Raw genomic sequence first — 25,297 nt, 5'->3', positions numbered from 1 at the left:
CACCCGTCCCCCTGCGCAAGGAGAACCGACCGATGGCCCCAGCCAAGAAGCGCGTCGCCGCGAAGAAGCCCTCGCCCGCTGATACGAAAGTCCCCAGGATGCCGCACGGGGTGCTGACGCCGGCGCTGTCGTCCGGCAGCGTGCGGCTCCACGTGACCGGGCAGATCAAGCTGCTCAACAGCTGGGTCGACCTCCCACCGGAGATGGCCGCCGCGATGGTGGCGCAGTCGGCCCACGCCGATGCGCCCGCCGCGGGCCACCTGCCGGGCGAGGCCTCCCCCGCCCTCACCGCCGCGCTCGCCGGCACGGCCGACGCGCTGTGCACGCGGCTCTCGCCGGTGTCGACCTTCGGGCTCGCGCAACTCCAGCGCCTGCCGATGGACGTCGAGACCTCGATGGACCCGCGCCTGCAGCTGGCGGTGATGAACCGCCGCGCGGGCAAGCAGAGCATGCCCATCTCGTCCGCCGATGGCGACTCGGTGCCGGTGGTGGCGCGCGTGACCAGCCATGCCGAGTGGGCCGACATTCCCGATGTCGATGCGGGTTCCGACATCGGCACCGCCGACGACGGCACGGTGCTCGTCACGGGCCGCATTCCGCTCGGCAAGGCCGAGGCCATCCGCCAGCATCCGGCCGTGCTCAGCATGAAGGCCTCGCAGCCCGTGCTGCCGGCGCTGAACAACACCATCGCGTCGATGGGCGTGCAGGCCGACAACCCCGCGCTCGCCGGCACGGCGGGCGGCGCCGGCGTGGTGATCGGCGTGGTCGACTCGGGCGGCGACTTCGCGCACCAGAACTTCCTGAAAGCCAACGGCAAGACGCGCCTGCTGGCCCTGTGGCAGCAAGGCGCGCCGGCCAAGGCCAACAGCCCCTACGGCTACGGCCGGCTCTTCGAGGCGGCGGACATCGACAAGGCGCTGAAGAAGGCCGACCCGTACAAGGCGCTGGGCTACGACCCCGGTGCGGGCATGCCGGGCAGCCCGGGTTCGCACGGCACGCATGTGATGGACATCGCCGGCGGCAACGGCCGGGGGTCGCTGCAACCCGGCGTGGCACCGAAGGCCGACCTGATCTTCGTCGAGATGTCGGCCCGCGACATCGCGTGGACCGGCCACAACGCCGTGTTCAGCTCCTTCGGCGATTCGGTGCAGATGCTCGAAGCAGTGAAGTTCATCTTCGACCGCGCGGGCGACAGGCCCTGCGTCGTCAACCTGAGCCTGGGCACCAACGGCGGCCCGCACGACGGCACCTCGCTGGTCGAGCAGGGCTTCGACGCGCTCGTGTCGCAAAAGCCCAACCGCGCGATCGTGCTGGCGGCCGGCAACTCGCAGGAAGACAACACGCACACGGCGGGCACGGTGACCGGCAACGGGCACCTGGATGTGTCGTGGACCCTGGTCAACGGCAAGGGCGGCGAGTTCGAGCTCTGGTACGGCGGCAGCCAGCGCCTGCGCGCCGAGCTGCTGGGCCCCGACGGCGAGGTGCTGGCCAGCGTCGCACCGGGAGAAAACTTTCCGCTCGGCGCGGGCAACGGCGAGATCGCCGCGTTCCTCAGCAGCCGCATCACCGACCCGAACAACAAGGACAACGTGATCGGCATCTGGCTGGCACCCAACTGGCCCGACGGCGAGTTCAAGGTGCGGCTGCACGCCCTGGCCGCCGACGACGTGCCGTTCCATGCCTGGCTCGAGCGCCTGGACAGCGGCCAGTCGTACTTCGGCCAGCCGGTGAAGTCGCACCTGCTGGGCTCGCTGTCGACGGGCAAGCTGTCGATCGTGGTCGGCGCCTACGACGCCCGCAAGACGGGCGAGCCCGCCGCCAGCTTCTCGAGCGCGGGCCCGACGCGCGACGGCCGGCCCAAGCCCGAGGTCAGCGCCCCCGGCGTGCAGGTGAAGGCCGCGCAGTCGCGCACGAAGGACGGCATGGTGAAGAAGTCGGGCACCAGCATGGCGGCGCCGGCGGTGACCGGGCTGGTCGCGCTGATGCTGGCCAAGGCCCACAAACAAGGCAAGAAGCTGACCATCGCCGACATCCGCGCCAGGCTGAAGGCGGGCGTCAAGCCCGGCGGCGGGCCGGCTGGCTGGGACCCGCAGCGCGGCGACGGCCAGGCCGGCAGCGGCGCGATCTGACGATCCAGCCATGACCCCCACGCCCGGTGCGGTTGTGCCGAACCCGAGCGGGGGGTGTAATCTGTGTTCCCGCCCCCATCTGCCCTCTCATGCCCATCGATTTGCGCTCGCTCAAGAAGCTCGACTTTTCGGCCGCCCCCGCGCCGGTGTCGGGCGAGCGCGTCGTCGTGCTGGTCAAGCTGTGCGAGGGCGCCGAGCGCCCGGACTACATCGCCGCGCGCGCCGACATCTCGCCGGGCCTGTTCTCGGCCGAGATTCCGATCGACAAGCTCCAGCAGCTCGAGGCCGACCCGGCCGTCGAGTCGGTCGAGCTGTCGCGTCGGCTGCCCAACATCTCCTGATTCCCCTGACACGCGACCCACCCGGGTCGCTGCCTTCGCGCATGCCATGCCGGCAGGCGCCCGCACACGCGTGCCTCACAACCCAGCCCAAGGAGCTTCCATGAAAGTGCTCGACGATGCCGCGCGCGCGGCGGTCCGGTCGGTGATCGCCACCCACCAGGCGCAGCTGGCCGCCCTGCCCGGCTACGTGGCGGCGGAGCCGGGCTTTCCGCTGGTCGATGGCCGCTTCCTGCGCGAGCCCGCCGTGATCGTGCTGGTCGACCGCAAGCGCCCGTTGTCGGAGGTTCCCGTGGCCGAGCGCGCGCCCCGGCAGCTCGGCCCCTACCGCGTCTGCGTGATGCAGGCCGACCCCGCGCGGCAGCTGGCCGCCAGCGCGGACTTCGAGGACACGGTGAACGCGCTCGCCGAAGCGGCCGTCGGCCTCGTCTACAAGCCGCCTGCAGGCCAGCCCATCGACAAGATCTACAACGTGAAGCAGCCCTTCCTGTGCCACGTCGGCCCCGACGCGGGATGGCCGGTGCTGCGGCCCTTTCTCGAGGGCACCACGCGCTCGCTGTCGGTGGCGATGTACGACTTCAACGCCGACCACATCGCCCAGGTCTTCATCGACCTCGTGCGCGACGGCGGCATCGCGGCGGCGCTGAGCTGGGACGACGGCATGACGAAGGAAGAACAAGTCATCCGCAAGAAGCTGCGCAAGCTGCAGCAGGAGGCCGACTTCAGGGCCTGGCTCGTGCAGTGCGGCAAGGGCCGCCGCTTCGCCAGCGCGTACCACGAGAAAGTGGCGGTGCGCGACCACAAGGCCTTCTGGCTGTCGAGCGGCAACTGGAGCAAGCGCAGCCAGCCCGACATCGACCCCGTGGCCACGCCCGCGCAGGCCAAGGGCATGTTCAGCAAGGGCAACCGCGAGTGGCACGTGATCTGCAGCGACGCCGCGCTCTCGAAGGTGTTCGAGAAGTACATCCTGCACGACCTCAAGGCCTCCGAGAAGGAAGAAGCCGACGGCGCCGCCGACGCGGCGCTGGACGTGGCGCCCAAGCTCACATTGCCCGACGTGTTCGTGCCGCTGGACCACCTGCTGGAACAGGCCGTGGCCTTCGCGGGGCCGGTGGTGCCGGTCGAACCCGCGCGGTTGCCGGCGGTGAAGACCACGGTGAAAGTGCAGCCCGTGCTCACGCCGGACAACTACCTGCCGCACATCAATGCGCTCATCGACAGCGCGCAGACCTCGCTGTACCTGCAGTTCGCCTACATGACCTGGAGCGATGCCGACAAGGACGCCGACTTTCGCGCGCTGCTGCGCAAGCTCGCACAGCGCAGCACCGAGCCGGACCTCGACCTGCGCATCATCCTGGGCAGCACGAGCGCGGCCGACAACATCCGCAAGCTGGTCGAGGCGGGCTGCAACAAGGATGTGTTCCGCGTCCAGGGCAGCATCCACAACAAGGGCATCATCGTGGACGGCCAAGCGGTGCTGGTGAGCAGCACCAACTGGTCGGGCGACGGCGTGCTGCGCAACCGCGACGCCGGGCTGATCATCCACAACGAAGACGTGGCGCAGTACTACCAGCAGGTCTTTCTCGACGACTGGGACTCGCGCGCCAAAAGCCGCGTGGACGACGACCCGCCGGTGACGCTGGCCTCAGCCGGCGCGCCCACGCCGCCGGGCATGGTGCGCATGTCGTGGAGCGACTATCACGGGTGAGGCGCCGCCTCGATGAAATCCACCGAGTGCAGCACCCGCCGCAGCTCCGGATCGTCCGAGGCCTGCCACGCCGGCAGCTGCGCCAGGAAGTGCGCGATGAAGCGCGCCGCCGCGTGCGACGGCGCCTCCTGCGCGCGGCGCACGATGCCCACCACGTTGCTGTGGAAGCGCTCGCGCAGCTGCAAGGTCACGAGCGCATGGCGCAGGCTCTCGGTTTCCACCAGCGGCCAGGGGCAGAAGGTGAGCATGTCGGTCTTGCGCACGAGGCCCAGCATCATCGACGGCGAATGGGCCAACTGGATGCGCTGCACGGGCGCGGCCAGGCCGTGCTGGCGGAACAGGTTGTCGAGAAAACTCGCGCCCTCGCCCGGCGTAAAGTTGAGCACCCAGTCGTCCTGCAGCAGCTCGGCCATCGACTGCGCGCCGGCCCGCGGGTGGCCGCGGCGCGCCACCACCGTCATGTCGTAGCGGAACAGCGGCTGCGCCTGCAGCCCCTGCATGGCCTCGTCGGGGCCGATGCGGCCAATCAGCAGGTCGAGGCTGCCCTCGCGCAGCCGCGGGTAGCTGAGCGCGGAGAGGCCGTCGAACATCTCGAGCTGCACGTGCGGCAGCTCTTCGCGAAACAGCGACACCACGCGCGGCAGCAGGGTCTGCGTGATCCAGGGCGTGATGGCCACGGTCAGGCGCTGCTGCGCGCCGGTGTCGCGGTGGCGTGAGAGCGTGTCTTCGGCCTGGCGCAGCTGGGCCAGCACGCGCTGCGCATGCTCCAGCAGTTCCAGGCCGGCCGGCGTGAAGGCGATGCCGCCGCCGTGGCGCGTGAACAGCGCCACCTGCGCATGCGCCTCCAGTTCGCGCAGGCCCTGCGTGACCGTGGCCTGGGTGACGCCCAGTGCCCGCGCAGCGGCGCGGATGCTGCCTTCGGAGGCGACGGCGGCGAGATAGCGGAGCTGGTGCAGCTTCATGGCGGCCGATTATCCGCAGCCATCGGTGGCGACAGGCGCCGCCCACCTCCGCATGGCGGCGCCTGTCTGCCCCCGCAGGCAGCGAATTCCTAGACTCGCCGCAAGACAGCAAGGAGACAGATTCCCCCATGACGACCTACACCGTCGACAACGCCGCCGCCCTCGAGAGCGTGCTGCCCGCAGTGCGCGAGGTCGCGCCCGAGATGGTCGGCCTGCGCCACCGCATCCACGCGCACCCCGAACTGGCCTACGAAGAGCACGTCACCAGCGAGCTGGTGGCCACGCGCCTGGCCGACTGGGGCTACGAGGTGCACCGCGGCCTGGCCGGCACCGGCGTGGTCGCCACGCTGACATGCGGCACGGGCACGCGGCGCCTGGGCCTGCGCGCCGACATGGACGCGCTGCCGATCCAGGAAGCGACCGGCCTGCCCTACGCCAGCCAGGTGCCCGGCAAGATGCACGCCTGCGGTCACGACGGCCACACCAGCATCCTGCTGGCCGCCGCGCGCGTCATCGCGCAGGAGCTCAGCTTCGACGGCACGCTGCACCTGATCTTCCAGCCGGCCGAGGAAGGCCTGGGCGGCGGGCGCCGCATGGTCGAAGAAGGCCTGTTCGAGCGCTTTCCCTGCGACGCCATCTTCGCGCTGCACAACATGCCCGGCTTTCCGGCAGGCAAGTTCGGCTTCAAGGAAGGCTCGTTCATGGCCTCGTCCGACTCGGTCACGATCACGGTGACGGGGCGCGGCGGGCACGGCTCGGCGCCGCACCTGTCGGCCGACCCGGTGGTGGCGGCGGCGCACATCGTCGTGGCGCTGCAGACCATCGTGTCGCGCAACGTCGACCCGCGCGAGATGGCGGTGGTGTCGGTGGGCGCGATCCACGGCGGCGACGCGCCCAACGTGATTGCCGACAGCGTGCAGATGCGCCTCACGGTGCGCGCCTACCGGCCCGAGATCCGCGCCATGCTGCGCGAGCGCATCACCGAGCTGGCGCAGGCGCAGGCCGTCACGCTCGGCGTGAAGGCCGAGGTGGACTACCACTGGCGCTACCCCGCGCTGGTGAACGACGAGGAATCCACGCGCTTCGCACGGCAGGTCGCGCGCGACTGGCTGGGCGACGAGGGCCTGCTGCCGCCGCTGGCGCCGCTCACGGGCAGCGAGGACTTTTCTTTCATGCTGGAACGCTGCCCCGGCAGCTACCTGATCGTGGGCAACGGCGAAGGCGAGCACCACCGCACCGGCGGCTGCATGGTCCACAACCCCGGCTACGACTTCAACGACGCGATCCTGCCGATCGCGGCCAGCTACTGGGTGCAGCTGGTGCGGCGCTTCCTGGGCGCGCAGGCCTGAGCGGGCCTTCTCCTTTCCCACTCTTTCGTACTGGAACCGCGATGACCCGTCTTGCTTCTTCTTCCGTTTCGCGCCGCGTGGTCTTGAGCGCGCTCAGCGCCGCCGCCGTCTGTGCCGCCGCCCCCGCGTTCGCGCAGGGTACCTACCCCGCCAAGCCCATCAAGCTGCTGGTCGGCTACGCGCCGGGCGGTTCGGTCGACATGGCCGCGCGCGTGGCGGCGGACATTCTTTCGGCCAAGCTCGGCGCGACGGTGGTGGTCGAGAACGTGACCGGCGCCGCGGGCGTGGTCGCGGCGCAGCGCGCGGTGAGCAGCCCGGCCGACGGCTACACGCTGCTGGCCGGCTCCAGCAACGAGATGGCGGCCACGGTGCTGGTGAACCCCGCACAGCGCTACGACCCGGTGAAAGACCTGACCCCGGTCAGCCTGCTCGCCGTCGCGCCCGTGCTGCTGGTGGCGAGTCCGAAGGTGGGCGTGAAGAACCTCGACGAGTTCATTGCCCTGGCCAAGCGCAACCCCGGCAAATACAGCTACGGCAGCTCGGGCGTGGGCTCGACGCTGCACTTCGTGGGCGAGCAGATCAAGCAGCGCGCGGGCCTGTTCCTCACGCACATTCCCTACCGCGGCACCGCGCCGCTCACGAGCGACCTGGTCGGCGGCACGCTGGACTTCGCGATCGTGTCGCCCACCGCCGCGGCGCCGTTCCTGCAGGGCGGGCGGATCGTGCCGCTGGGCGTGTCGTCGGCCAAGCGCTTTCCCGGCCTGCCGCAGGTGCCGGCGCTGGGCGAACACCCGCAGCTGAAGGGCTATGAGCTGAGCGGCTGGTTCGCGCTCGCCGGCCCGAAGGACCTGCCCGCGCCCATCGTGCAGAGCCTGCGCGCGGCGCTGCAGGCCGGCCTGGCCGCCCCGGCGATCCGCCGGCGGCTGGAAGAAGGCGGCTCGATTCCCGCCACGGGCAAGGAAGACCTCGGGCAGATCATGCGCGAGGACACGGCCAAGTACGCGACGCTGGTGAAGTTCGCGAACATGCGCGACTGAGGCCCGCCGGGTCGTTTCAGCGCGGGGCGTCGCCGCCCTGGCGCTCCTCCACCCACCACTTCGCCTGCGCAGCATTCATCGCGCGCGCGTTGACAATCATTTCCTCGATCTGCGCACGCGTGGCCGGCGAATCGACCATCCACGCGGTCTGCACGGCATGCGCGGGCCCACCTTCGGCGAGCCGGTATTCCAGACAAAAACGAACCTCATTGCTCATCGGTGATCGAACCCTCTCTCTTCGCCACCGATTCTGTCTGACTCAAGTGAAACAGAACGCTTCTTCGATGCGTCGCAGCCACAGGAACCGATGGCGTTTTGAGGCCATTCGTTCACAATGATTGCACCGTTGTTGCAGCGGAAAGGAGTGTGAAACCATGTTCGACTTCTTGTTTCGGCCCACCCACACGGCCTATTTGAAACGTGCCTCGGCACTGCTCGAAGAGGCGCAGATGGCACGCATCGAACACCAGGCTGCCGCAGAGCATCACAGCGCCCTCGCCCGCATGTACGCGGAACGTGCCCGGCGGCTCGAGAACGAGCTGTACCGGCAACCTCGCGCCGCGGAGCACGGCACCGAGGCAGTGGCGGTCGCGGTGGAAGACCGCCCGCAGCTGTACTCGCTGGATGGCAGCCGCAAGGCGACGACGCATCCGGCCGGCAGCTGACGCCGGCCCGCGCGATCGCCTCGAGGTCGCGCCCGGCGACAAGGGCGCGGCTGTGCCGATGCGGTGATCTGGGGTGATGTAATCCGGCTCCCCGGCCCTCACCGCGAGAACCCCATGCGCTTCATTGCCCGCATCGCCGCCTGCGCGGCCCTGGCCCTGTCCCAAGCCCACGGGCAAACCGCCGTACCTTACGACGGCCCGCTGTTCGACACCCACCTGCACTACAACCAGGAAGCCTGGGACGGCACCGCCGGCCCCTTCCCGCCCACCGAGGCGCTCGCGCGCATGCAGCGCAACCAGGTGAAAGCCATCATCGCCAACTCGCGGCCCAATGCCGGCACGCAGACCCTGGCCGCCGCACGCGAAACCCGCGCCGCCGGCGTCACCGTGGTGCCCTTCGTGCGCCTGTACCGCAACCGCGACGACTACAACAACTGGTTCCGCGACGAAAGCATCCACGAGATGGTGCTGGCCGAACTGGCGCGCGGCACGGCCAGCGGCCCCTACCGCGGGCTCGGCGAGTTCCACCTGTACGAAAGCGCCAACGCCAACGGCCCTGTGGCCAAGAAACTGATCGCGCTGGCCGAAGAGAAAAAGCTCGCCGTGCTCGCGCACGTGGACGATGTGGCCGTCGACCTGCTGATGGCGAACGCGCCGTCGAAGGGCCGCGCGCTGCGCCTCATCTGGGCCCACACCGGCATCGGCGGCACGCCGGTCGAGCGCGTGCAGGCGATGCTGGAGCGCTACCCGCTGCTGATGGGCGAACTCTCGTACCGCCCCGGCCTGACCTGCGAGGACGGGCGCCTGTGCCCCGAGTGGCGCGCGCTGATCCTCAAGCACCCCGATCGCTTCATGGTCGGCTCCGACACCTGGGTCAACCAACGCTGGAGCGCCTACGACGAGATCATGCGCAGCTACCGCACCTGGCTGGGCGACCTGCCGCCCGCCGTGGCGCAGCGCATCGCCTGGGGCAACGCGGCGGCGCTGTTCGACCTGCGCTGAAGCGGACCGTCTCAGGCGGTCTCAGGCGGCCTGATCGCGCCGCGCGGCCACCTCGCGCAGCCGCTGGTGCGCGGCGCCGTCCCACGCCACCGGCTGCTGGTTCTTCGCGCACAGGTAGTGGTGCGTGAACACGCCCAGGTAGGCGTCCAGCGTCTGCTGCGCGGCCTGCTCGCCGGCCAGGTCCATGCACATCGCCGCCACCTCGCTGGTGCAGAAGTGGTCGCCGCGGCCGGAGTTGCGCAGTTTGTATTGCGTGATCTGCTCGGGCTGCAGGCTCAGCACCGGCAGCCGGTCGAGGTAAGGGCTGCGGCGAAACATCTTGCGCGCCTCGGCCCAGGTCGCATCGAACAGGATGAAGAGCGGACGCTTCGCGACACTGCCACCGGCCGCATCAGGCGACGAAGGAACGCCCAGCACCACGCGCTCGGGCGCCGCGTACTGCCCCGGGAACACCACGTAGGGCTGCCATTGCGGGTCGTTCAACAGCGCCAGCAGCGCGGGATCGGTCTCGGTGCGGGCCCAGCCGAAAGCGAAGGTGTCGGCCACCACATCGGCCACCAGCCACCCCGTGTTGGTGGGCTTGAGCGGCTCGATGTCGGCCATGAGCAGGCACACCCCCGCGCGCGTGGCCACCGGAGGGCGCACGGCGCACATGCAGTGGCTGGGCACCAGGCGGCAGCCCGCACAGCGCTCGCGCTTGAAACCGCCACGGGCGAGAAAGGGCTTGGCGCTGCGCGCGAGGCGCGCGGCGCGAAGGAGGGAGACGGCGTGAGGCATGCCCCGATTCTCGGTGGCGCAGCCGTCGCATGACGGCCCCTGCCCTCACCGAGGCTGACGCGATGCCTCGGGATCAGGGCGTGCGAACCGGCGTGACCTTGCGGATCAGGTTGTTGAAGGTGTCGGCCACGTACAGATTGCCAGCGGCATCCACCGTCACCCCATAAGGCTGCTTGAACGTGGCTGCCGTGCCGATGCCGTTCTGCGCGCCCAGCACACCAGGCTGGCCGGCGATCGTGGAGACCACGCCCGCCGGCGTGATCTTGCGCAGCAGGCTGTTGCCCGTGTCGGCCACGTAGATGATGCCGTCGCTGTCCACCGTCAGGCCGCTCGGCTGGTGGAAAGATGCCGAGTTGCCGGCCCCGTCGGCCGCCCCGGCCTGGCCCGAGCCCGCCAGCGTCGTGACCACGCCGCCGGGCGTGATCTTGCGGATGCGGTTGTTGCTGCTGTCAGCCACGTAGATGTTCCCGGCCGCGTCGGTCGCGATGCCGTAGGCCTGCCCAAAGGATGCCGCAGTCCCCGTGCCGTCAGCAAAGCCCGCGGTGCCCGAACCGGCCAGCGTGGTGACGTCACCGGCCGGCGTGATCTTGCGGACAACGGCGCCGATGAATTCGAGCACGTAGATGTTGCCGGCGGCGTCCGTGGCCACCGATGAAGGGGTCTTGAACGTGGCAGAGGTGCCGTGGCCATCGAGCGACCCGATGGCGCCACTGCCCGCGAGCGTGGTCACGTCGGCCGCCGGCGTGATCTTGCGGATGCGGTTGCCGCCGAATTCCGCAGCATAGGCATTGCCCGTGGCGTCCAGCGCAAGACCGGACAGGCCCGAGAACGAGGCTGCCGCGCCGTTGCCGTCTTGCGAAGTGCCGTTGTTGCCACCGCCCGCAAAGGTCGTGACATCGCCAGCGGGCGAGATCTTTCGCACCAGGTTCGTTGCCGTGTCCGACACGAGCAGGCTGCCGCTCTTGTCGAGGACCACGCTGTACGGGAGATAGAACGACGCCGCGCTGCCGTTGCCATTGACCGAGCCGATCGTGCCGGAGCCGGCGAACGTGGACACCTGCGCCTGCACCGCCGAGCACGCGACCGCCACGTCGCCGACGTCGGCCGCCGCCTTGCCGCTGCCCTTGCTGACGGTGCAGAACTGCCACAGCGGCTGGGTGCGTACGCTGACCTCGTAGGCCGCACCTTCGACGAGCGCGGTGGTAAAGGTGAACTTGCCATCGGCCGTGAGCTTCAGGTCGTCGCCCGCATTGTTCTGGAGCACCAGGCTGCCGGTGAGGCCAGTGACGGTGCCACCGACCGTGTGGGTCACGACCACGGGAGGCGCCGGCTCGGGCTGCGGCTGTGCCGGCGCGACGATCGGCAGGAACCCCGCCCCACCGCCGCCTCCCCCACCACCGCCACAGGCCGCGAGCAGCACGATCACACCGGCCATGGCGCTGCAGCGCCCGTAAGAACTCACTCGCTTGGAAAGCATCCGACGCCTTTTTGGAGAAACCCGCTCTCCGGCTGGAGCGCCCAATTGTTTCTGAATGTCTATTTTTGTAATTAACCTGCGCCAAAGCCATCCCCGAAATTGGGTAAACGCAGCGGCGCATGCCTGTGCGGCCTCAAGGCGAAGGGGCGGACACAAGGTCCAAAAGGAGATCGTGAAAGAGACGGTGCGGCCCCCCCCGTGGGGCCATCAGACCAGCCGCAGGTCCTTCACCGCCGCACCGCCGAACACCCGCGCCACCTGCGCCGGCGACAGCCCGTACATCCGCTGGAACAACCCGCCCAGCACCGCCCGGTACTCGTTGAGCACCGCGTGGTCGCGGTTCTGGAACAGCGTGGCCTGCGTCAGCGGCTGCTGCTCGCCCACGACGCGCCCGCCCGCCTGCGCGGCCAGGCCGCCGCCGAGCACCCAGTACACGGTGCCATGCCCGTGGTCGGTGCCGCGGTTGCCGTTCTCGCGGAAGGTGCGGCCGAACTCGCTGACGACGACCACCACGGTCTGGCGCCAGGCGGGCTCGCCCATCTCCTGCGCGAAGCCGGCCACACCGCGACCCAGTTCTTCGAAGCGGTTGGCCAGGTAGCCCTTGGCCGCGCCCTGCCCCACGTGGGTGTCCCAGCCGCCGACGTCGACAAAGCCGATGTCGTAGCGCTCGCGCATCAACAGCGCCATGCGGCGCGCGACCTGCTCGAAGCCCTTGGGGCTCATGGCGTTGCGGCTGGCGGCGTCCATCTCGGCCTGCATGGCGCGCACCACCTCGTCGCGCACCTGGAAGCCCTCGGCCACGGGCTGCGCGAGCGCGGTGTTGCGGTACATCGACGCGATGATCTGGCTCTGCCGCGCATCGAGGGCCTGCCGCGCCACGCCCGCCAGCGCCATGTTGGCGGCCTTGGCGTCGTCGCCGCGCAGCACGATGGGCAGCTGGTCGGTGAAGGCGATGGGCGACACGTCGGCCAGCGGCCCGGCGCCGAGCACGCCGGCCAGCCGGTTGAGAAAGCCCGAGCGGTAGTCGCGCCGCGCGTTGTCGGGCGCCACGCCGAGCTCGATGGCGTCCTGCGTCTCGAAGTGGCTGCGCGTGAGGTCGTCGGTGCCGGCGAAGGCGATGAAGGCCGCCTGCTTGCGCTGGTACAGCGGCAGCACGCTCTGCGCGAGCGCGGGGTGCAGACCCCAATCGCCACCGTCCAGCGGCAACGCGCCGTCGGGCGTGCCGGGCCGGGGGATGGCGATGTTGGGCCGCGAGGCGTAATAGAAGTCGCTGTTCGCGGTGGGCACCAGCAGGCTGGTGCTGTCGTAGGCGCCACGCAGGAACACCACGAGCAGCTTGGTGCCCTCGGCCGCGGGCGCGGCGACCACGCGCGCGGCGGCGCCGGCGAAGGGTGTGGCGGCGATGAGTTGCAGCAGGTGTCGGCGTTGCATGAGGGAGCCTTTCAACGCCGCATCAGCTCGGGCGATGCGAGCAGGAAGGTGTTCCACTCCGGCGGGTTCTTCGCCTGCGCGAGCGCCTGCTGCGTGTCGGCGCTCAGGCCGGGTTGCAGCGCATGCACGGCGCGCGATTCGGCCAGCGGCGGAAACGGCGGCTTCTCGAGGGGGGCCTTGTCGTCGGTGCGGAACAGCACGGCGCCGCCCGTGCCGATGGCGCGCGCAATCTCGAAGCGGGTGTTCATCTGGCCCGCGCTGGCCCAGGCGGCTTCGTTGAGCGGGTAGCCGTCGGGCGTCTCGTGGGCGTACAGGGTCTCGCCCATGCGGTTGATCCAGCCGATCATCGGCGTGGTGTTGAGCACCACGCGCTCGTCGTAGGCCAGCCGCACGCCCGCCACCACGTAGTGCACGGGATCGCGGAACTTGCGGCCCAGCGAGGCCGCGAACTCGCGCGATTCGAACAGCGTCTGCAGGGTGGCGGCAATGTCGCCGTCGCTGCGCGTGAAGGTGGCGGCCATGCGATCGACCAGCGCGGGCGGCGGCTCGTCGGCCACGAAGTACACGGCGAGCTTGCGCGAGATGAAGCGCGCGGTGGCCGGCGCGCGCGCCAGGCGGTCGAGCGCCTCGTCGGTCTCGGCCAGGCCGCGCGCCTGGATGGGCTGGCCCAGGAAGGTCTTCGCGCCGTAGTCGTGCCGGTTCGGGTGGAACTCGAACAGGCCCTGGCGCACGTAGTCGGCGCGCACGGCCGGGCGCACCGCGGGCGGCGTCGCGTCGGGCGGCTGCACGCTGACGCCCACGCCGGTCAGCACGCGCGCCAGCTCCTGCACGTCGGCCTGCGTGTAGCCGCCGCCCACGCCGAGCGTGTGCAGCTCCATGAGCTCACGTGCGTAGTTCTCGTTGATGCGGTTGGCGGCGTTCTGCGCGTTGTCGAGATAGCGCAGCATGGCCGGATGCCGCGCGGTGGCGCCCAGCAGGTCGCGGAACTTGCCGAGCGCGCGCGGGCGGATGGCGTTCTCTTCGTAGTCGCCGACCATCGCGCGCACCAGGTCCTTGCGGATGCTGACGCTGAAGTGGTTCATCCAGAACCAGGTCATCTGCTCCTGCAGCTGGTTGGGCGCGTACAGCGCGCGCAGCAGGAAGCGCTGCTGCGCCTCGCGCGCGAGGGTGTTGAGTTCCTGCTGGTAGGCCGTGCGTGCGGCCTTCTTCGCTTCTTCGTCGGGCAAGGCATCGGCGGCCTTGCGCCGGGCGTCGAGCGCGAAGACGAGCTGGTCGAGCGGCGTGCGCGAGATGGCCATGGCGTCGATCTGGGCCTGCGCCGCCGCGGGCAGCGGGCGCGGCGCGGGACGCAGCTGGCGGCCCATCCAGCGCGGCAGGCCGTCGCGCGCCAGTTCGGCCTGGCTGCCGGCGTTGGCGCCCCAGCTCACGCGGTCGAGCCAGCGCAGTTGCGCGGCGGGCGTGTCGGCGGCATGGCCCAGCGCCGTGAGCGGCGGGCCCTCGGGGCGCAGCAGGCCGGTGGAACAGGCGGTGAGCGCCAGCACGGCGGCCAGCGTCACGGCGATCGCGCGCGAACGGTGCAGCTTCGGAAACGGCATGCGGTCGATCATGCGCCCTTCAACCGCTACGCGATGTAGGCGGTTGACCGACCTCGGGCCGCGCTCAGGTAAAGCTGAAAGTCAGCTTCGTTTCAAGGCGAAACGAACGGGGCTGCTGCCCCGCGCGCTCAGGCCGTGGCGGTACGGCTGGGCTCCGCGCCCGCAATCTGCCGCAGCGCGCGCTCGAACACCTCGACCGGCTGGCCGCCGGAGATCAGGTGCTGGTCGTTGATGATGATCGCGGGCACCGAATGGATGCCGGCGTCGGTGTACAGGCGCTCGCGTTCGCGGGTTTCCTGCGCGAACTCGTCGCCCGCCAAAATCTCGCGGGCCCGCGCCGCGTCGAGCCCCGCCTCGGTCGCCGCGCGCACCAGCACCTCAATGTCCGAAGGGTTCTGGCTGTCGGTGAAGTAGGCCTTCAGCAGCAGCTTCTTGAGCGCCACCTGCTTGGCCGGGTCTTCCAGTTCGGCCCAGTGCAGCAGGCGGTGGGCGTTGAAGGTGTTGTACACGCGGGGCCGGCCCCCGGCGCTGAACTCGAAGCCGACGGCCGCGCCGCGCTGGCGGATCGCCTCGCGGGCCTGGGCCTGCTGCTCGCGCGAGGAGCCGTACTTCTGGTTCAGGTGTTCGAAGGTGTCCTGGCCTTCGGGCGGCATCTGCGGGTTCAGCTCGAAGGGCTGGAAATGCAGTTCGGCCGTGACCTCCGGCGCCACCCGTTTCAGGGCGGCCTCGAGCGAGCCGAGGCCCACGGCGCACCAGGGGCAGGAGACATCGGAAACGAAATCGATCTTGAGATGGGCGGTCATGGCGTCATTCTTCATGGCGCCACAACCCCTTTGTGCGCGCGGGGTTTTCAGGCCATGGCCTTGCGGCGTTCGCGCTCCGTGCGGGCGCTGGCCAGCGTTTCTTCGCGCAGCCGGTCGTACTCGGCCTTGTCGACCGGCACCGCGTTCGGGTTGCCCAGGTCGTGCATGTGGACGCGGTAGGTCTCGCGGGCGCTCATGGCGGCCAGCGCGGCCAGCACGGTCACGGCGAAGGTGATGGCACCCACGGTGAACCAGATGTTGGTCGAGCCCGGAGGCGCCACGGCGGCGAACAGCGCGGGCAGCAGCGCGGTGAAGGTGGTGCCGATGTTCTGCGAGATGGCCATGGCCGACACGCGGTTGCGGGTGCGGAACAGCTCCGGGTAGAAGCTCGGGAAGGTCGCGTTGTAGCCCTGGTACACGATGCCCCACATCAAGAGCGACATGCAGATGGCCAGCGGCACGTTCTTGATGCTGATGGCGTACAGGTACACGAACGACAGCAGGCCCGAAGCCAGTGCGCCCACGATGATCGGCGGCTTGCGACCGATGCGGTCCGACAGGTTGCCCACGAACGGAATCACCAGCACGGCCAGGATGTTGCCCAGCACGGGAATCCACAGGTACACGTCTTTCTGGAAGCCGATGCCGTAGGCGGCCTGCACCGCGTAGGCCGCGCCGAACACGGTGGCGACCACGGGAATCACGTTCATCAGCGCCATGCAGATCACGCGCAGCATGTCGCCCCAGCTGTCGGTCAGCGCCTGGACGATCGGCGCCTTGGCCACTTCGCCCTTCTGGTCGACCTCGGCGAAGGCCGGCGTCTCGTCGACCTCGCGGCGGATGATGTAGCCGGCCACGATCACGATGAAGCTCAGCAGGAACGGAATGCGCCAGCCCCACGAGTTGAAGGACTCTTCAGGCATGTAGTGCGCCAGCGGCAGGAACACGGCGGCCGCCAAAATCTGGCCGGCCTGCACGCCCTGCAAGGTGAAGCTCGCGAAGAAGCCGCGACGCCCGAACGGCGCGTGCTCCAAAATCATCGAGCTCGCGCCCGAAATTTCGCCGGCCACCGCGAAGCCCTGCACCAGGCGCAGGAACACCAGCAGCGCCGGGGCCAGCAGGCCGACCTGGTCATAGGTCGGCAACAGGCCCACGGCCACGGTCGAGAAGCCCATCAGGAACATGCACAGCACCAGCACCTGCTTGCGCCCGTGCGTGTCGCCCCAGTGGCCGAGCACGAAGGCACCGATGGGGCGCGCGACATAGCCCACGCCGTAGGTCGCGAGCGACGCGATGATGGCCGTGGTCGGGTCGCCCTTGGGAAAGAAGATTTGCGGAAAGATCAGCGCCGCGGCAGTGGCGTAGATGAAGAAGTCGTAGTACTCCAGCGCCGAGCCGATCCAGCCGCTGGCGGCGGCTTTCCTCGACTGGTGCTTGCCTTGCGGCTCTTTGGCGGATGGGTGGGCCATGGGTTGTCTCCAGTGGTGTGACGAAGGTGTCGGATGCGAGGGGAAAAATCAGTCTTGTTGCTGGGGCTGCTGCGCCTGCGACGCCATGCGCGCGGGTGCGTTGAGCGCGCCGTAGGCGTCGTAGCCGCCCACGCGCTGCGCGACCTCGAAGAAGAGGCCGCCGTCGAAACTCTCGGTGTAGATGTGCAGGTAGTCGCCGGCTGCCGAGCGGTCGAACAGCACGCTGGCCGCGCGCATGCGCGCCAGCAGCTCGGGCGCCACGTCGATGCGCGTGGCCAGGTCGTCGTAGTAGTTGTCCGAGATCGGCACGAAGCGCGTGCCGTTGGCGCGCAGCCGGGCCACGGTGTCGAAGATGTCGTCGCAATCGAGCGCGATGTGGTGCACCGCGCCGCCGCCGGTCACGCTCAGCGTGCGCGCGGTGCGCGTGCGCTGGCTCAGTGACACGTTCAGCACCAGGCGCAGGCTGCGGTCGGCATTGGCCACGCCGCGGCTGCGGATCAGGCCGAAGGGGTCGGCCAGCTCCAGGCTCTCGCCGGGCTCCAGGCCGAGCACGGCGCGCGTGAACAGCACCCAGGTGTCGAGCTGGTCGAGCGCCAGGCCCAGCGCGACGTGGTCGATGCGCGTGAGGCCGGCATCGTGCGCGTCGGGCCCCGCGTCTTCGAGGGTGAAGTCGGTCTCGTACAGCCCGTTGGCGCCCAGCGCCTCGGGCACGAAATGGATCAGGTTGCCGCCCGGCGCCACGATGGCCGGCACGCGCAGCTCGTTCGGCCCCACCGGGCTGTCGTGGCGCTGCGAGCGCATGGCGCTGGCGCGGCCCACGGCCGCGAGCGGGTCGGCGCAGCGCACGCCCAGCGCGCAGACCGAGGTGCCGTGCGCCTCGAAACGGCGGCGCGCAAACGAATCGGGCTGCGCGTTGACGATGAAGTGGATGCCGCCCTGGCGGTACAGCGTGACGGCCTTGGAGCGATGGCGCCCCACGCGGCGAAAGCCCAGCTGCCCGAGCAGCGCGCCGAGCGTGACGGCCGAGGCCTCGTCGGCCGCGAATTCGATGAACGACAGGCCCGAGAGCACCGGCGCCGGCGGCGGGTTGAACAGCTCCACGCGCTGCGGCTGCACGGGCGCATTCCCGTTGGCGAGCCGCTCGCGCGTTTCGCTTTCGAGGTACAGCAGCGAGCGCATCGCATCGACGGCGGTGCGACGGTTCGGCGTCTCGCGGAAGATGTCGTTGAAGATTTCGAGCGACAGCGGCCCGGTGTAGCCCGCGCGCAGCACCTGTTCGAAGAAGCCGACCACGTCGAAATCGCCCTGCCCCGGGAACGAGCGGTGGTGGCGCGCCCACTGCAGCACGTCCATCGACAAGAGCGGCGCATCGGCCATCTGCACGAAGAAGATCTTCTCGCCCGGAATGGCGGCGATGCCCGCCGGATCGTCCTTCAGCGACAGCGTGTGGAAGCTGTCGAGGATCAGCCCGAGGTGCGGGTGGTCGGCGCGCTGCACGATGTCCCAGGCCTGGGCGTAGCGCGAGGTGTGGCGGCCCCAGGCCAGCGCCTCGAAGCCCACGCGCAGGTTGCGGCGCGCGGCGCGCTCGGCCAGCGCGTGCAGCTGGGCCGCGGCGCGCGCCGGATCGTTCACCGACAGCGGCGAGGTGTTGGAGCAGCACAGCACCAGCGGCGCGCCCATGGCTTCCATGAGGTCGAACTTGCGTTCGGCGCGCTCCAGGCTGCGGTGGAACTGCGCTTCGGGCATGCCTTCGAAGTCGCGGAACGGCTGGTACAGGTCGATCGACAGGCCCAGGTCGGCCACGATGCGGCGCAGCTCGGCGGCGGTGCCGCGGAAGTTGACGAAATCGGCTTCGAACAGCTCGATGCCGTCGAAGCCCGCGGCCGCAATGGCTTCGAGCTTCTGGCGGAGGGTGCCGCTGAGCGAGACGGTGGCAATGGCGCGGTGCATGGGGATGGACTGTAGAAAGAGCCCGGGCGCGCCACAACGCAAATCAGCCCCATCTGATCGATGATCGCACGCCACCGATCATCATTCGCACGAAATAGGGGTTACACCTAGCCCGCACGGGGGTGCGGGCTGGGCGTTTTTTCAGAGGCTGCGCCAGTAATCGATCAGCATCTGCGCGAACTCGACCGGACGTTCCACCGCGCTCAGGTGCGCGGCGTCGATGGTCGCCAGCCGCGCGCCCGGGATCTGCGCCACCATGGCCTCGGACATGGCCAGGGGCGTGGCCTCGTCCTGCAGCCCGCCGATCACCAGCGTGGGCGTGGCGATGCGGCGGTTGCTGTCGCGGAAGTCGATGGCGGCCACGGCGTTGCAGCTCTCGATGTAGCCCTGCGCGTCGGTGCGCACCAGCGTGTCGTGCAGGGTGCGCGCGGCCACCGCGCCCTCGGGCGTTGCGGCGTAGGCCGGCGTGAGCCAGCGCGCCACGGCGCCCGGCGCGATGGCGGCCACGCCCTTGGCGGCCACGGTTTCCGCGCGCAGGCGCCACGGGGCCTGGTCGGGGTAGTGCGCGGCCGAATTGGCGATCACCACGGTCTTGAGCTGCGCGGCGTGCCGCACCGCCAGCGCCTGCGCGGTCATGCCGCCCATCGACAGGCCCACGAAGTGCACGGGCTCGCCGCCCGTCTCGCGCGCGATCAGCTCGGACGCGTCCTGCGCCAGCGTTTCCACGCGCAGCACGCCGGGCACCACCTCGGAGCCGCCGTGGTTGCGGTGGTCGTAGCGGATCACCGTGTGGGCGCGCGCGAGCTGCGCGGCCACGCCGTCCCACATGTGCAGGTCGCAGCCGAGCGCATGGCTGAGCACGACGAAGGGGCCGTCGCCTTCGCGCACGACATTCAGGCGGGGGGTGGAAGTGGTCATGGTGTGGAGTCCTTCTGGGGGGAGGATGGAGAAGCAGGTTGCGCAAGGCGCGGCAGCCACAGGAACGCGATGACCAGCAGCACGGTGCCGGCCATCAGCATCGGCACCACCATCGGCCAGGCGCCGTACGAAAAACTCGTGTCGACGAACAGCGCTGCGACCTGCCCCACGCAGAACGCGACCATCATCATGCCGAAACCGGACCACGACACGGCCCGCCCCGCCAGGTGCGGCAGGTCGCCCACGGCGCCGGCCTGCCCGCAGGGCTGGTGGATGCCATGGCCGAGACAGTACACGGCGTGGCCCGCCAGCAGCGGCACCGCGCTGTGCGGCATCAGCCAGCAGCCCAGCGCCTGGATCACGGCGCCGGTGATGCTCAGCACCGCGCCCAGGCGCACCGTGCGCATCGGCCCGAAGCGGCGCAGCAGGCTGCGGCACATCGTGGTGCTGAAGATGTAGACCAGCGAGCCGCCGGCCGGAATCCAGCCGTACCACGCGGGCGACCAGCCGAGGTAGCCGATGTAGACCATCGGCGAGAGCAGCAGGAAGCAGAACAGCCCGCCGTAGGTGGCCGCCGCCACCGAGGCCCAGGCGCGGAAGGCGCGGCTGGCGAACACGGCGCGCGTGCTGCCGCGCGGCGCGGACGATTCGCCTCCGGCCAGCGGCTTGCGCGTTTCGCCGAACGAGCGCCAGCACAGCGCGAACAGCGCCAGCGAATAGACCGCCATCGCGACCATCACCCAGCGCCAGCCCGCGCCCTGCACCAGCCAGGCGCCCAGCAGCGGCGCCACCAGCCCGACCATGCCCAGGCCCGTGAGGCCCCGCGCCATGACGTGCGGGCCCTCGTGCGCCGGATACAGGTCGCGCACCGCGGCGCGTGAGCACACGAGAATCGCCGCCATCGAAAAACCCTGCAGCGTGCGCCAGCCCGCGAGCACCGCCACGCTGCCCGCAAAGGCACCGCCGAAAGCCGCGACCACATAACAGGCCAGCCCCGCCAGCAGCACCGGCCGTCGGCCGAAGCGGTCGGCCAGCGGACCGCACAGCAGCTGCGCAAAGCCGAAGGCCAGCACGAACAGCGTGAGGCTGGTGCTGGCCGAGCCCAGCTCCTTCGCGATGGCGGGCAGCGCCGGCAGGTAGCTGTCAGTGGCGACTGGTTGCGCGGCCAGCAGCAGCGGCAGCAGCAAGGTGAAACTGACGTCCAACCGGCCCTTCTTCGGGGCGACCGGCGCGTTCACTGCGCCGCGGACGGAGCAGCGGGTGCCGCGGGCAGCAGGCCCTTCTCGCGCAGGATGTTCGTCGCGATGCCGAAGGCGTGGTTGGCCACCGGCACGCCGCAGTAGATCGCGGCCATCATGATCACTTCCTTGATCTCGTCGGGCGTGAGGCGCGACTCGGGCGGGCCGTCGAGCGCGGCGCGCACGTGCATGGCGAACTCTTCGTAGGCATGGATGCCCAGCATCATCGACAGCACCATGAAGCGGCGCGTCTTGTCGCCCAGCGCGGGGCGGCCCCAGATGTCGTTCCACGCGTGGCGCGTGATGAGCTCCTGGAACTCGGCGTTGAAGCCGTTGCGGTTGGCGAGCGACTTGTCGACCCAGGCGTCGCCGAGCACGCGGCGGCGGTTGATGAGGCCGTCTTCGTAGGGGTTGCTCGGGGTGTCGTCGGGGGCGGTCATTGCGAAAGTTCCTTGTCGGATGAGAGTTGGGCTTGCAGGGCTTTCACCTCTGCCACAGCGATCTGCCCCGCATTCACGGCCAGCGCGGGGTCGAACCATTCGTCCGCTGCGTCGCGCGGCAGTTCGGCACGCAGCCGGTCGATGTTGGCGCGCATGCGCGCGGCGTCGACCTGCAGGCCGGGCAAGGCGCCGGCCATGGCGCGCACGCTGCCGTGCGCCGACATCAACAGCTGCGGCCATTCGGCCAGCTCGGCCTGCCAGGCGCCGAGCGCGCGCTCGTGCTGCTGCGGCATGGCGCCGAGCAAGGCCGCCACGCGCTGCGGCGCGCGGTGCGCGGCGGCGATGGCGACCATCGAGGCCACGGGGTTGCGCTTGTGCGGCATCGCCGACGAGCCGCCGCGCCCGGGTTCGCTGGGCTCGGCGACCTCGGCCACTTCGTACTGGCCGAGCAGCGAGATGTCGACCGCGACCTTGCCCAGGCTGCCCGTGAGCAGGCCGAGTTCGCAGCCGAGCGCGACCCATTCGTCGCGCTGCGTGTGCCACGTGGCGCCGGGGTCGCCCAGGCCGAGTTCCTTGGCCATGCGCTGGCGCACCGCGGCGCCCTGCCCCTTCATCTGCGCCAGCGTGCCGACGGCGCCGCCGAGCTGCAGCTGCAGCGCGTGCTTCGCGGCGGCGCGCAGACGGGTGCGGCTGCGCACCAGCGGCGCGGCCCAGCCGGCGCACTTGAAGCCGAAGCTGGTGACCGAGGCCGGCTGCATCAGCGTGCGCGCGAGCATCGGCGTGTCGGCGTGCTGCACCGCCAGGCGCAGCAGCGCATCGGCGGCCTTGGCGAGGTCGGCCTCGACGAGTGCGACGGCTTCGCGCGTGACCAGCGCCATCGCGCTGTCGATCACGTCCTGGCTGGTGCTGCCGAAATGCACGAAGGGCACAGCCTCGGCATTGAACAGGCCCACCGCTTCGCGCAGCGCCTTCACCAGCGGGATGGCGACGCTGCCGGCGCGTCCGCTCTCGCGCACGATCTTGGCCACGTCGAACAGCTCGACCTTGCAGCTGCCGACGATCGAATGCGCGGCGCTCTCGGGAATCAGCCCCTCGGCCGCCTGGGCGCGCGCGAGCGCGGCCTCGAAGCGCAGCATGGCGTCGACGAAGGCGCGGTCGCTGAAGGCGCCCAGCGTCTCGGAGGTGGAAAGGAAGCCTTCAAAAATGCTCATGCGTGTTCCGGTGTTTTCAGTATTTCAATTGCGCCACGGCGCGCAGTTCTTCGGGCGAGGCGGTGCCGAAGCCGAAGAACTCGAGGTAGGCCGGGATCATCTCGAACAGCATGTCGGTGCCGACCTGCACCTGGCAGCCCTTGGCCTTGGCGGCCTGCAGCAGCGGCGTGTATTCGGTCTTCATGACGACCTCGCCGACGAAGGTGTCGGGGGCGATGCGGTCCACGTCGAAGGGCAGCGGGTCGGTGTCCTTCATGCCCAGCGGCGTGGCGTTGACGACGATGTCGAAGCCGGCCGGGTCCTTCGAGCCGGTGGCGACCTTCATCTGCGGATAGTGTTCGCGCAGCCGCGCGGCCAGCGCCTGCGCCGAGGCATCGCTCATGTCGAACAGCATCAGCTCGGCCGCGCCGGCCGCCGCGATCGACGCCGCAATGGCCGACCCGACGCCGCCCGTGCCCGACACCAGCACACGCGTGCCCTTGAACAGGCGCCCCTTGCGCTCCACGCCGCGCACGAAGCCCGCGCCGTCGAACTGGTCGCCCAGCAGGCTGCCGTCGGGCCGCTTGAGCACGGCGTTGCAGGCGCCCGCGACGCGCGCGGTGGGCGTGACCTCGTCGACCAGCGACATCGTCGTGACCTTGTGCGGCATCGTGACCAACGCGCCGCGCAGGTTCGAGAACTTGAAGATCTGCGCGAGCGACGCAGCGTAGTCCTCGGGCTTCACGCCCATGGGCACGACGACCGCGTCGATGCCCTGCTTGTCGAACCAGGGGTTGTAGATCATCGGCGCCTTGAAGGCCTCGGTGGGGTAGCCGATGTGGGCGATGAGCGTGGTCTTGCCGGAGATCATGGGAGTCGTCTTGTTCAGGAAGGTGCGGGGTCAGGCCACGCTCGGGGATTGGTAGCGCAACGGGGTTGCGATCTCGGCGTGCATCGCCGGTGGATAGATGAGCTCGCGCAAGAAGTCGGCGTCGGCCTGCATCGCATCGGCCGCGTCGATGTGGCCGAAGTAGCGGAAGTAGTGCGGCATCTGCTGCACCAGCATCTCGAAGCCGGCCTGTGCGTTGAGCCCGCGCGCACGGGCCGCGCGCACCAGCGGCGTGGGCTGGTTGCGCAGCAGGATGTCGAACAGCGCGGCGTGCGGTTCCATGCGCGCCACGTCCAGCGGCAGCGCGTCGTCCTCGGCCAGGCCCAGCGGCGTGGTGTTGATCACGAGGTCGTAGCCCTCGGGCGCGTTGCTGTCGACCGCGACCACGGTCGCGTCGAAGAAGGCGTCGAGCTTGGCGGCCACGCCCGCGGCCTTGCCGGAGGCGGTGTCGAAGAAGGCGATGTGCTCGGCGCCGTTCACCGTGCCGCCTTCGGCCAGCGCCACGCCGATGGCCGCGGCGCTCACGCCCGCGCCGAGGATCAGCACGCGCTTGCCGCGAAACGGCACGTTGCAGCGATCGAGCGCGCCGATCAGGCCTTCGCCGTCGAACAGGTCGCCCTCGAGCTGGTCGCCCTCGGTGCGGCGCACCACGTTGACCGAGCCGGCCACGCGGCCGAACAGGCCGCAGCCGTCGAGCAGGTCGACCACGCGCGGCTTGTGCGGCGGCGCGATCACCATGCCGCGCACGTTGCGCGCCAGGAAGGCCGACTTCATGAACACCGCGAAGTCGCGCACCGGCACCTGCATGGGCACCAGCACCGCGTCGATGCCGTAGCGCGCGAAGGCCGCGTTGAACATGCGCGGCAGCCGCACGTTGCGGACCGGGTCGCCGGGGATGAGGTAGGCCTGGGTGCTGCCGGTGATGAATGGGCTCATGGGCGTGCTTCCGTTCGTCAATCGCTCGTTTCGGGGCGGAACAGCGGGCTTTATAGTCCCTTCGCGCGCGGCCTGCTGGCATATGGACAGCTAAACGTTCGATGATCGATCTTTCAAGTTCGTCAATCGATCAAATTGCGGGTTTTTACTTAGCCATTCGGGCCCCGCCGCCGTGCCGGACGCGGGCACACTTCCGCCCATGAACAGCACCAGCCCCGACGACTCGACGCCGCCCGCCGGCCTGGACAAGCGCGACTGGATCGCCGGGCTGGAGCGCGGCGTGAGCATCATCGAGGCCTTCGACGACGCCAACCCGCGCCTCACGGCCAGCCAGGCCGGCCAGCGCACGAACATGACGCGCACCGCCGCGCGGCGCTACCTGCTCACCCTGCAGCACATGGGCTACGTGGCCAGCGACGGCAAGCTGTTCTGGCTCACGCCGCGCGTGCTGCGCCTGGGCCAGTCGTACCTCGAATCGGCCCGGCTGCCGCGCGTGGTGCAGCCCTTCCTGCAACGCGTGGCGGCCGGCACCAACGAGATCGCCTACCTCAGCGTGATGGACGGCGACGAGGTGGTCTACATCGCGCGCAACGGTCCCAACCGCAGCATGAGCACCGGCTACGTGCTCGGCGCGCGCGTGCCGGCGCAGGTGACGGCCTCGGGCATGCTGATGCTGGCGCTGCGCAGCGACGCCGAGCTGAACGACTGGCTGGCCACGCGCCAGCTCACGGTGTTCACCTCGCACACCATCGCGAGCATGGAGCGCATGAAGCTCGAGCTGGCACGCATCCGCGCCCAGGGCTGGGCGCTGTCGGAACAGCAGCTCGACCTGAACTCGCGCGGCATCGCCGTGCCGCTGCGCGACCGCCACGGCACGCTGGTGGGCGCGCTCAACATCACGATGCCGATGGGGCACGAGAGTTCGGAAGACGCGGTGGCCCGCGTGCTGCCGGTGCTGCGCGAGACGGCGCAGGCGATGCGCAACCTGATCTGA

23 protein-coding genes are annotated in these 25,297 nt (G+C 70.0%); 8 read left to right on the top strand and 15 right to left on the bottom strand.

Translation table 11 applies throughout. From position 1 onward, the window contains the following. The first annotated feature begins 32 nt into the window (after nucleotides 1-32). The 3 genes from AC1RL8_RS11115 (at nucleotide 33) to AC1RL8_RS11105 (ending at nucleotide 4,175) form a co-directional block, all read left to right on the top strand. Complete coding sequence (locus AC1RL8_RS11115; protein ID WP_492685319.1) at nucleotides 33-2,129, top strand: S8 family serine peptidase; 2,097 nt, start codon at nucleotides 33-35, stop codon at nucleotides 2,127-2,129. 89 nt (nucleotides 2,130-2,218) lie between these two features. Beyond that, nucleotides 2,219-2,470 carry a cell division protein FtsQ/DivIB gene (locus tag AC1RL8_RS11110; RefSeq protein ID WP_307694038.1) on the top strand — a complete coding sequence of 84 codons (252 nt, stop codon included), beginning with the start codon at nucleotides 2,219-2,221 and terminating at the stop codon, nucleotides 2,468-2,470. Between the two features lie 100 nt (nucleotides 2,471-2,570). Beyond that, on the top strand, nucleotides 2,571-4,175 hold the full coding sequence (locus AC1RL8_RS11105) for a phospholipase D-like domain-containing protein (protein ID WP_492685318.1): 1,605 nt from the start codon (nucleotides 2,571-2,573) through the stop codon (nucleotides 4,173-4,175). On the opposite strand, the gene AC1RL8_RS11100 is transcribed toward AC1RL8_RS11105, so the two are convergent. Continuing rightward, nucleotides 4,166-5,137, bottom strand: coding sequence for a LysR family transcriptional regulator (locus AC1RL8_RS11100; protein WP_307694040.1), 972 nt, complete (start codon nucleotides 5,135-5,137; stop codon nucleotides 4,166-4,168). The two genes, AC1RL8_RS11105 and AC1RL8_RS11100, sit on opposite strands and share 10 nt — an antisense overlap. Before the next feature lie 128 nt (nucleotides 5,138-5,265). Between AC1RL8_RS11100 and AC1RL8_RS11095 the strand changes: the two genes are divergently transcribed. Both AC1RL8_RS11095 and AC1RL8_RS11090 read left to right on the top strand, forming a co-directional pair. Then, nucleotides 5,266-6,486, top strand: a complete 1,221-nt coding sequence (locus tag AC1RL8_RS11095; RefSeq protein WP_492685317.1) for a M20 aminoacylase family protein — start codon at nucleotides 5,266-5,268, stop codon at nucleotides 6,484-6,486. Nucleotides 6,487-6,527: 41 nt separating this feature from the next. Continuing rightward, on the top strand, nucleotides 6,528-7,523 hold the full coding sequence (locus tag AC1RL8_RS11090; RefSeq protein ID WP_492685316.1) for a Bug family tripartite tricarboxylate transporter substrate binding protein: 996 nt from the start codon (nucleotides 6,528-6,530) through the stop codon (nucleotides 7,521-7,523). Nucleotides 7,524-7,539: 16 nt separating this feature from the next. On the opposite strand, the gene AC1RL8_RS11085 is transcribed toward AC1RL8_RS11090, so the two are convergent. Continuing rightward, complete coding sequence (locus AC1RL8_RS11085) at nucleotides 7,540-7,740, bottom strand: hypothetical protein (protein ID WP_062474379.1); 201 nt, start codon at nucleotides 7,738-7,740, stop codon at nucleotides 7,540-7,542. 157 nt (nucleotides 7,741-7,897) lie between these two features. Here AC1RL8_RS11085 and AC1RL8_RS11080 point away from each other — a divergent pair, with 157 nt between their 5' ends. Both AC1RL8_RS11080 and AC1RL8_RS11075 read left to right on the top strand, forming a co-directional pair. Further along, nucleotides 7,898-8,188 (top strand): hypothetical protein, encoded by a 291-nt coding sequence (locus tag AC1RL8_RS11080; protein ID WP_062474377.1) that lies wholly within the window; start codon nucleotides 7,898-7,900, stop codon nucleotides 8,186-8,188. 114 nt (nucleotides 8,189-8,302) lie between these two features. Then, the gene (locus AC1RL8_RS11075; protein ID WP_492685315.1) at nucleotides 8,303-9,190 is read left to right on the top strand and encodes an amidohydrolase family protein; all 888 of its coding nucleotides are present in this window, start codon (nucleotides 8,303-8,305) and stop codon (nucleotides 9,188-9,190) included. Nucleotides 9,191-9,211: 21 nt separating this feature from the next. Here the strand turns inward: AC1RL8_RS11075 and AC1RL8_RS11070 are convergent, their stop codons facing one another. From AC1RL8_RS11070 to AC1RL8_RS11010, 13 genes are all read right to left on the bottom strand, one after another. Next, nucleotides 9,212-9,967: a tRNA-uridine aminocarboxypropyltransferase gene (locus AC1RL8_RS11070; protein ID WP_492685314.1), complete on the bottom strand. Its 756-nt coding sequence runs from the start codon at nucleotides 9,965-9,967 to the stop codon at nucleotides 9,212-9,214. A 73-nt stretch (nucleotides 9,968-10,040) separates the two neighbouring features. After that, nucleotides 10,041-11,402, bottom strand: a complete 1,362-nt coding sequence (locus AC1RL8_RS11065; RefSeq protein WP_493196469.1) for an NHL repeat-containing protein — start codon at nucleotides 11,400-11,402, stop codon at nucleotides 10,041-10,043. Between the two features lie 249 nt (nucleotides 11,403-11,651). Further along, nucleotides 11,652-12,875, bottom strand: coding sequence for a DUF1501 domain-containing protein (locus AC1RL8_RS11060; protein ID WP_492685312.1), 1,224 nt, complete (start codon nucleotides 12,873-12,875; stop codon nucleotides 11,652-11,654). Nucleotides 12,876-12,886: 11 nt separating this feature from the next. Beyond that, nucleotides 12,887-14,482: a DUF1800 domain-containing protein gene (locus AC1RL8_RS11055; RefSeq protein ID WP_492685311.1), complete on the bottom strand. Its 1,596-nt coding sequence runs from the start codon at nucleotides 14,480-14,482 to the stop codon at nucleotides 12,887-12,889. Nucleotides 14,483-14,598: 116 nt separating this feature from the next. After that, complete coding sequence (locus AC1RL8_RS11050) at nucleotides 14,599-15,273, bottom strand: DsbA family oxidoreductase (protein ID WP_062481278.1); 675 nt, start codon at nucleotides 15,271-15,273, stop codon at nucleotides 14,599-14,601. 47 nt (nucleotides 15,274-15,320) lie between these two features. Beyond that, nucleotides 15,321-16,742: an MFS transporter gene (locus AC1RL8_RS11045; protein WP_095744853.1), complete on the bottom strand. Its 1,422-nt coding sequence runs from the start codon at nucleotides 16,740-16,742 to the stop codon at nucleotides 15,321-15,323. A 48-nt stretch (nucleotides 16,743-16,790) separates the two neighbouring features. Beyond that, complete coding sequence (locus AC1RL8_RS11040) at nucleotides 16,791-18,692, bottom strand: bifunctional sugar phosphate isomerase/epimerase/4-hydroxyphenylpyruvate dioxygenase family protein (RefSeq protein WP_492685310.1); 1,902 nt, start codon at nucleotides 18,690-18,692, stop codon at nucleotides 16,791-16,793. A 141-nt stretch (nucleotides 18,693-18,833) separates the two neighbouring features. Next, on the bottom strand, nucleotides 18,834-19,610 hold the full coding sequence (locus AC1RL8_RS11035; RefSeq protein ID WP_070059403.1) for an alpha/beta fold hydrolase: 777 nt from the start codon (nucleotides 19,608-19,610) through the stop codon (nucleotides 18,834-18,836). Further along, complete coding sequence (locus AC1RL8_RS11030; RefSeq protein WP_492685309.1) at nucleotides 19,607-20,848, bottom strand: multidrug effflux MFS transporter; 1,242 nt, start codon at nucleotides 20,846-20,848, stop codon at nucleotides 19,607-19,609. Before AC1RL8_RS11030 ends, AC1RL8_RS11035 begins: the two co-directional genes overlap by 4 nt. Continuing rightward, a complete protein-coding gene (locus AC1RL8_RS11025; RefSeq protein ID WP_070059405.1) occupies nucleotides 20,845-21,288 on the bottom strand; it encodes a carboxymuconolactone decarboxylase family protein in 444 nt (147 codons plus the stop codon). Before AC1RL8_RS11025 ends, AC1RL8_RS11030 begins: the two co-directional genes overlap by 4 nt. Next, entirely contained in the window at nucleotides 21,285-22,499 is a 1,215-nt protein-coding gene (gene pcaB / locus AC1RL8_RS11020) for a 3-carboxy-cis,cis-muconate cycloisomerase (RefSeq protein ID WP_095947411.1), read from the bottom strand. The genes AC1RL8_RS11025 and pcaB overlap by 4 nt, the downstream gene beginning before the upstream one ends. Nucleotides 22,500-22,515: 16 nt before the next feature. Continuing rightward, nucleotides 22,516-23,349, bottom strand: a complete 834-nt coding sequence (locus AC1RL8_RS11015; protein WP_492685308.1) for a shikimate dehydrogenase family protein — start codon at nucleotides 23,347-23,349, stop codon at nucleotides 22,516-22,518. 30 nt (nucleotides 23,350-23,379) lie between these two features. After that, entirely contained in the window at nucleotides 23,380-24,303 is a 924-nt protein-coding gene (locus tag AC1RL8_RS11010; RefSeq protein WP_492685307.1) for a shikimate dehydrogenase family protein, read from the bottom strand. 199 nt (nucleotides 24,304-24,502) lie between these two features. Here AC1RL8_RS11010 and AC1RL8_RS11005 point away from each other — a divergent pair, with 199 nt between their 5' ends. Then, on the top strand, nucleotides 24,503-25,297 hold the full coding sequence (locus AC1RL8_RS11005) for an IclR family transcriptional regulator domain-containing protein (protein ID WP_056573982.1): 795 nt from the start codon (nucleotides 24,503-24,505) through the stop codon (nucleotides 25,295-25,297).

The sequence above is a fragment of the Variovorax sp. GW822-FHT04E09 genome (assembly GCF_058800845.1).
Note: the sequence above shows the minus strand (reverse complement) of the source record. Positions and strands in the feature narration are given on the sequence as shown.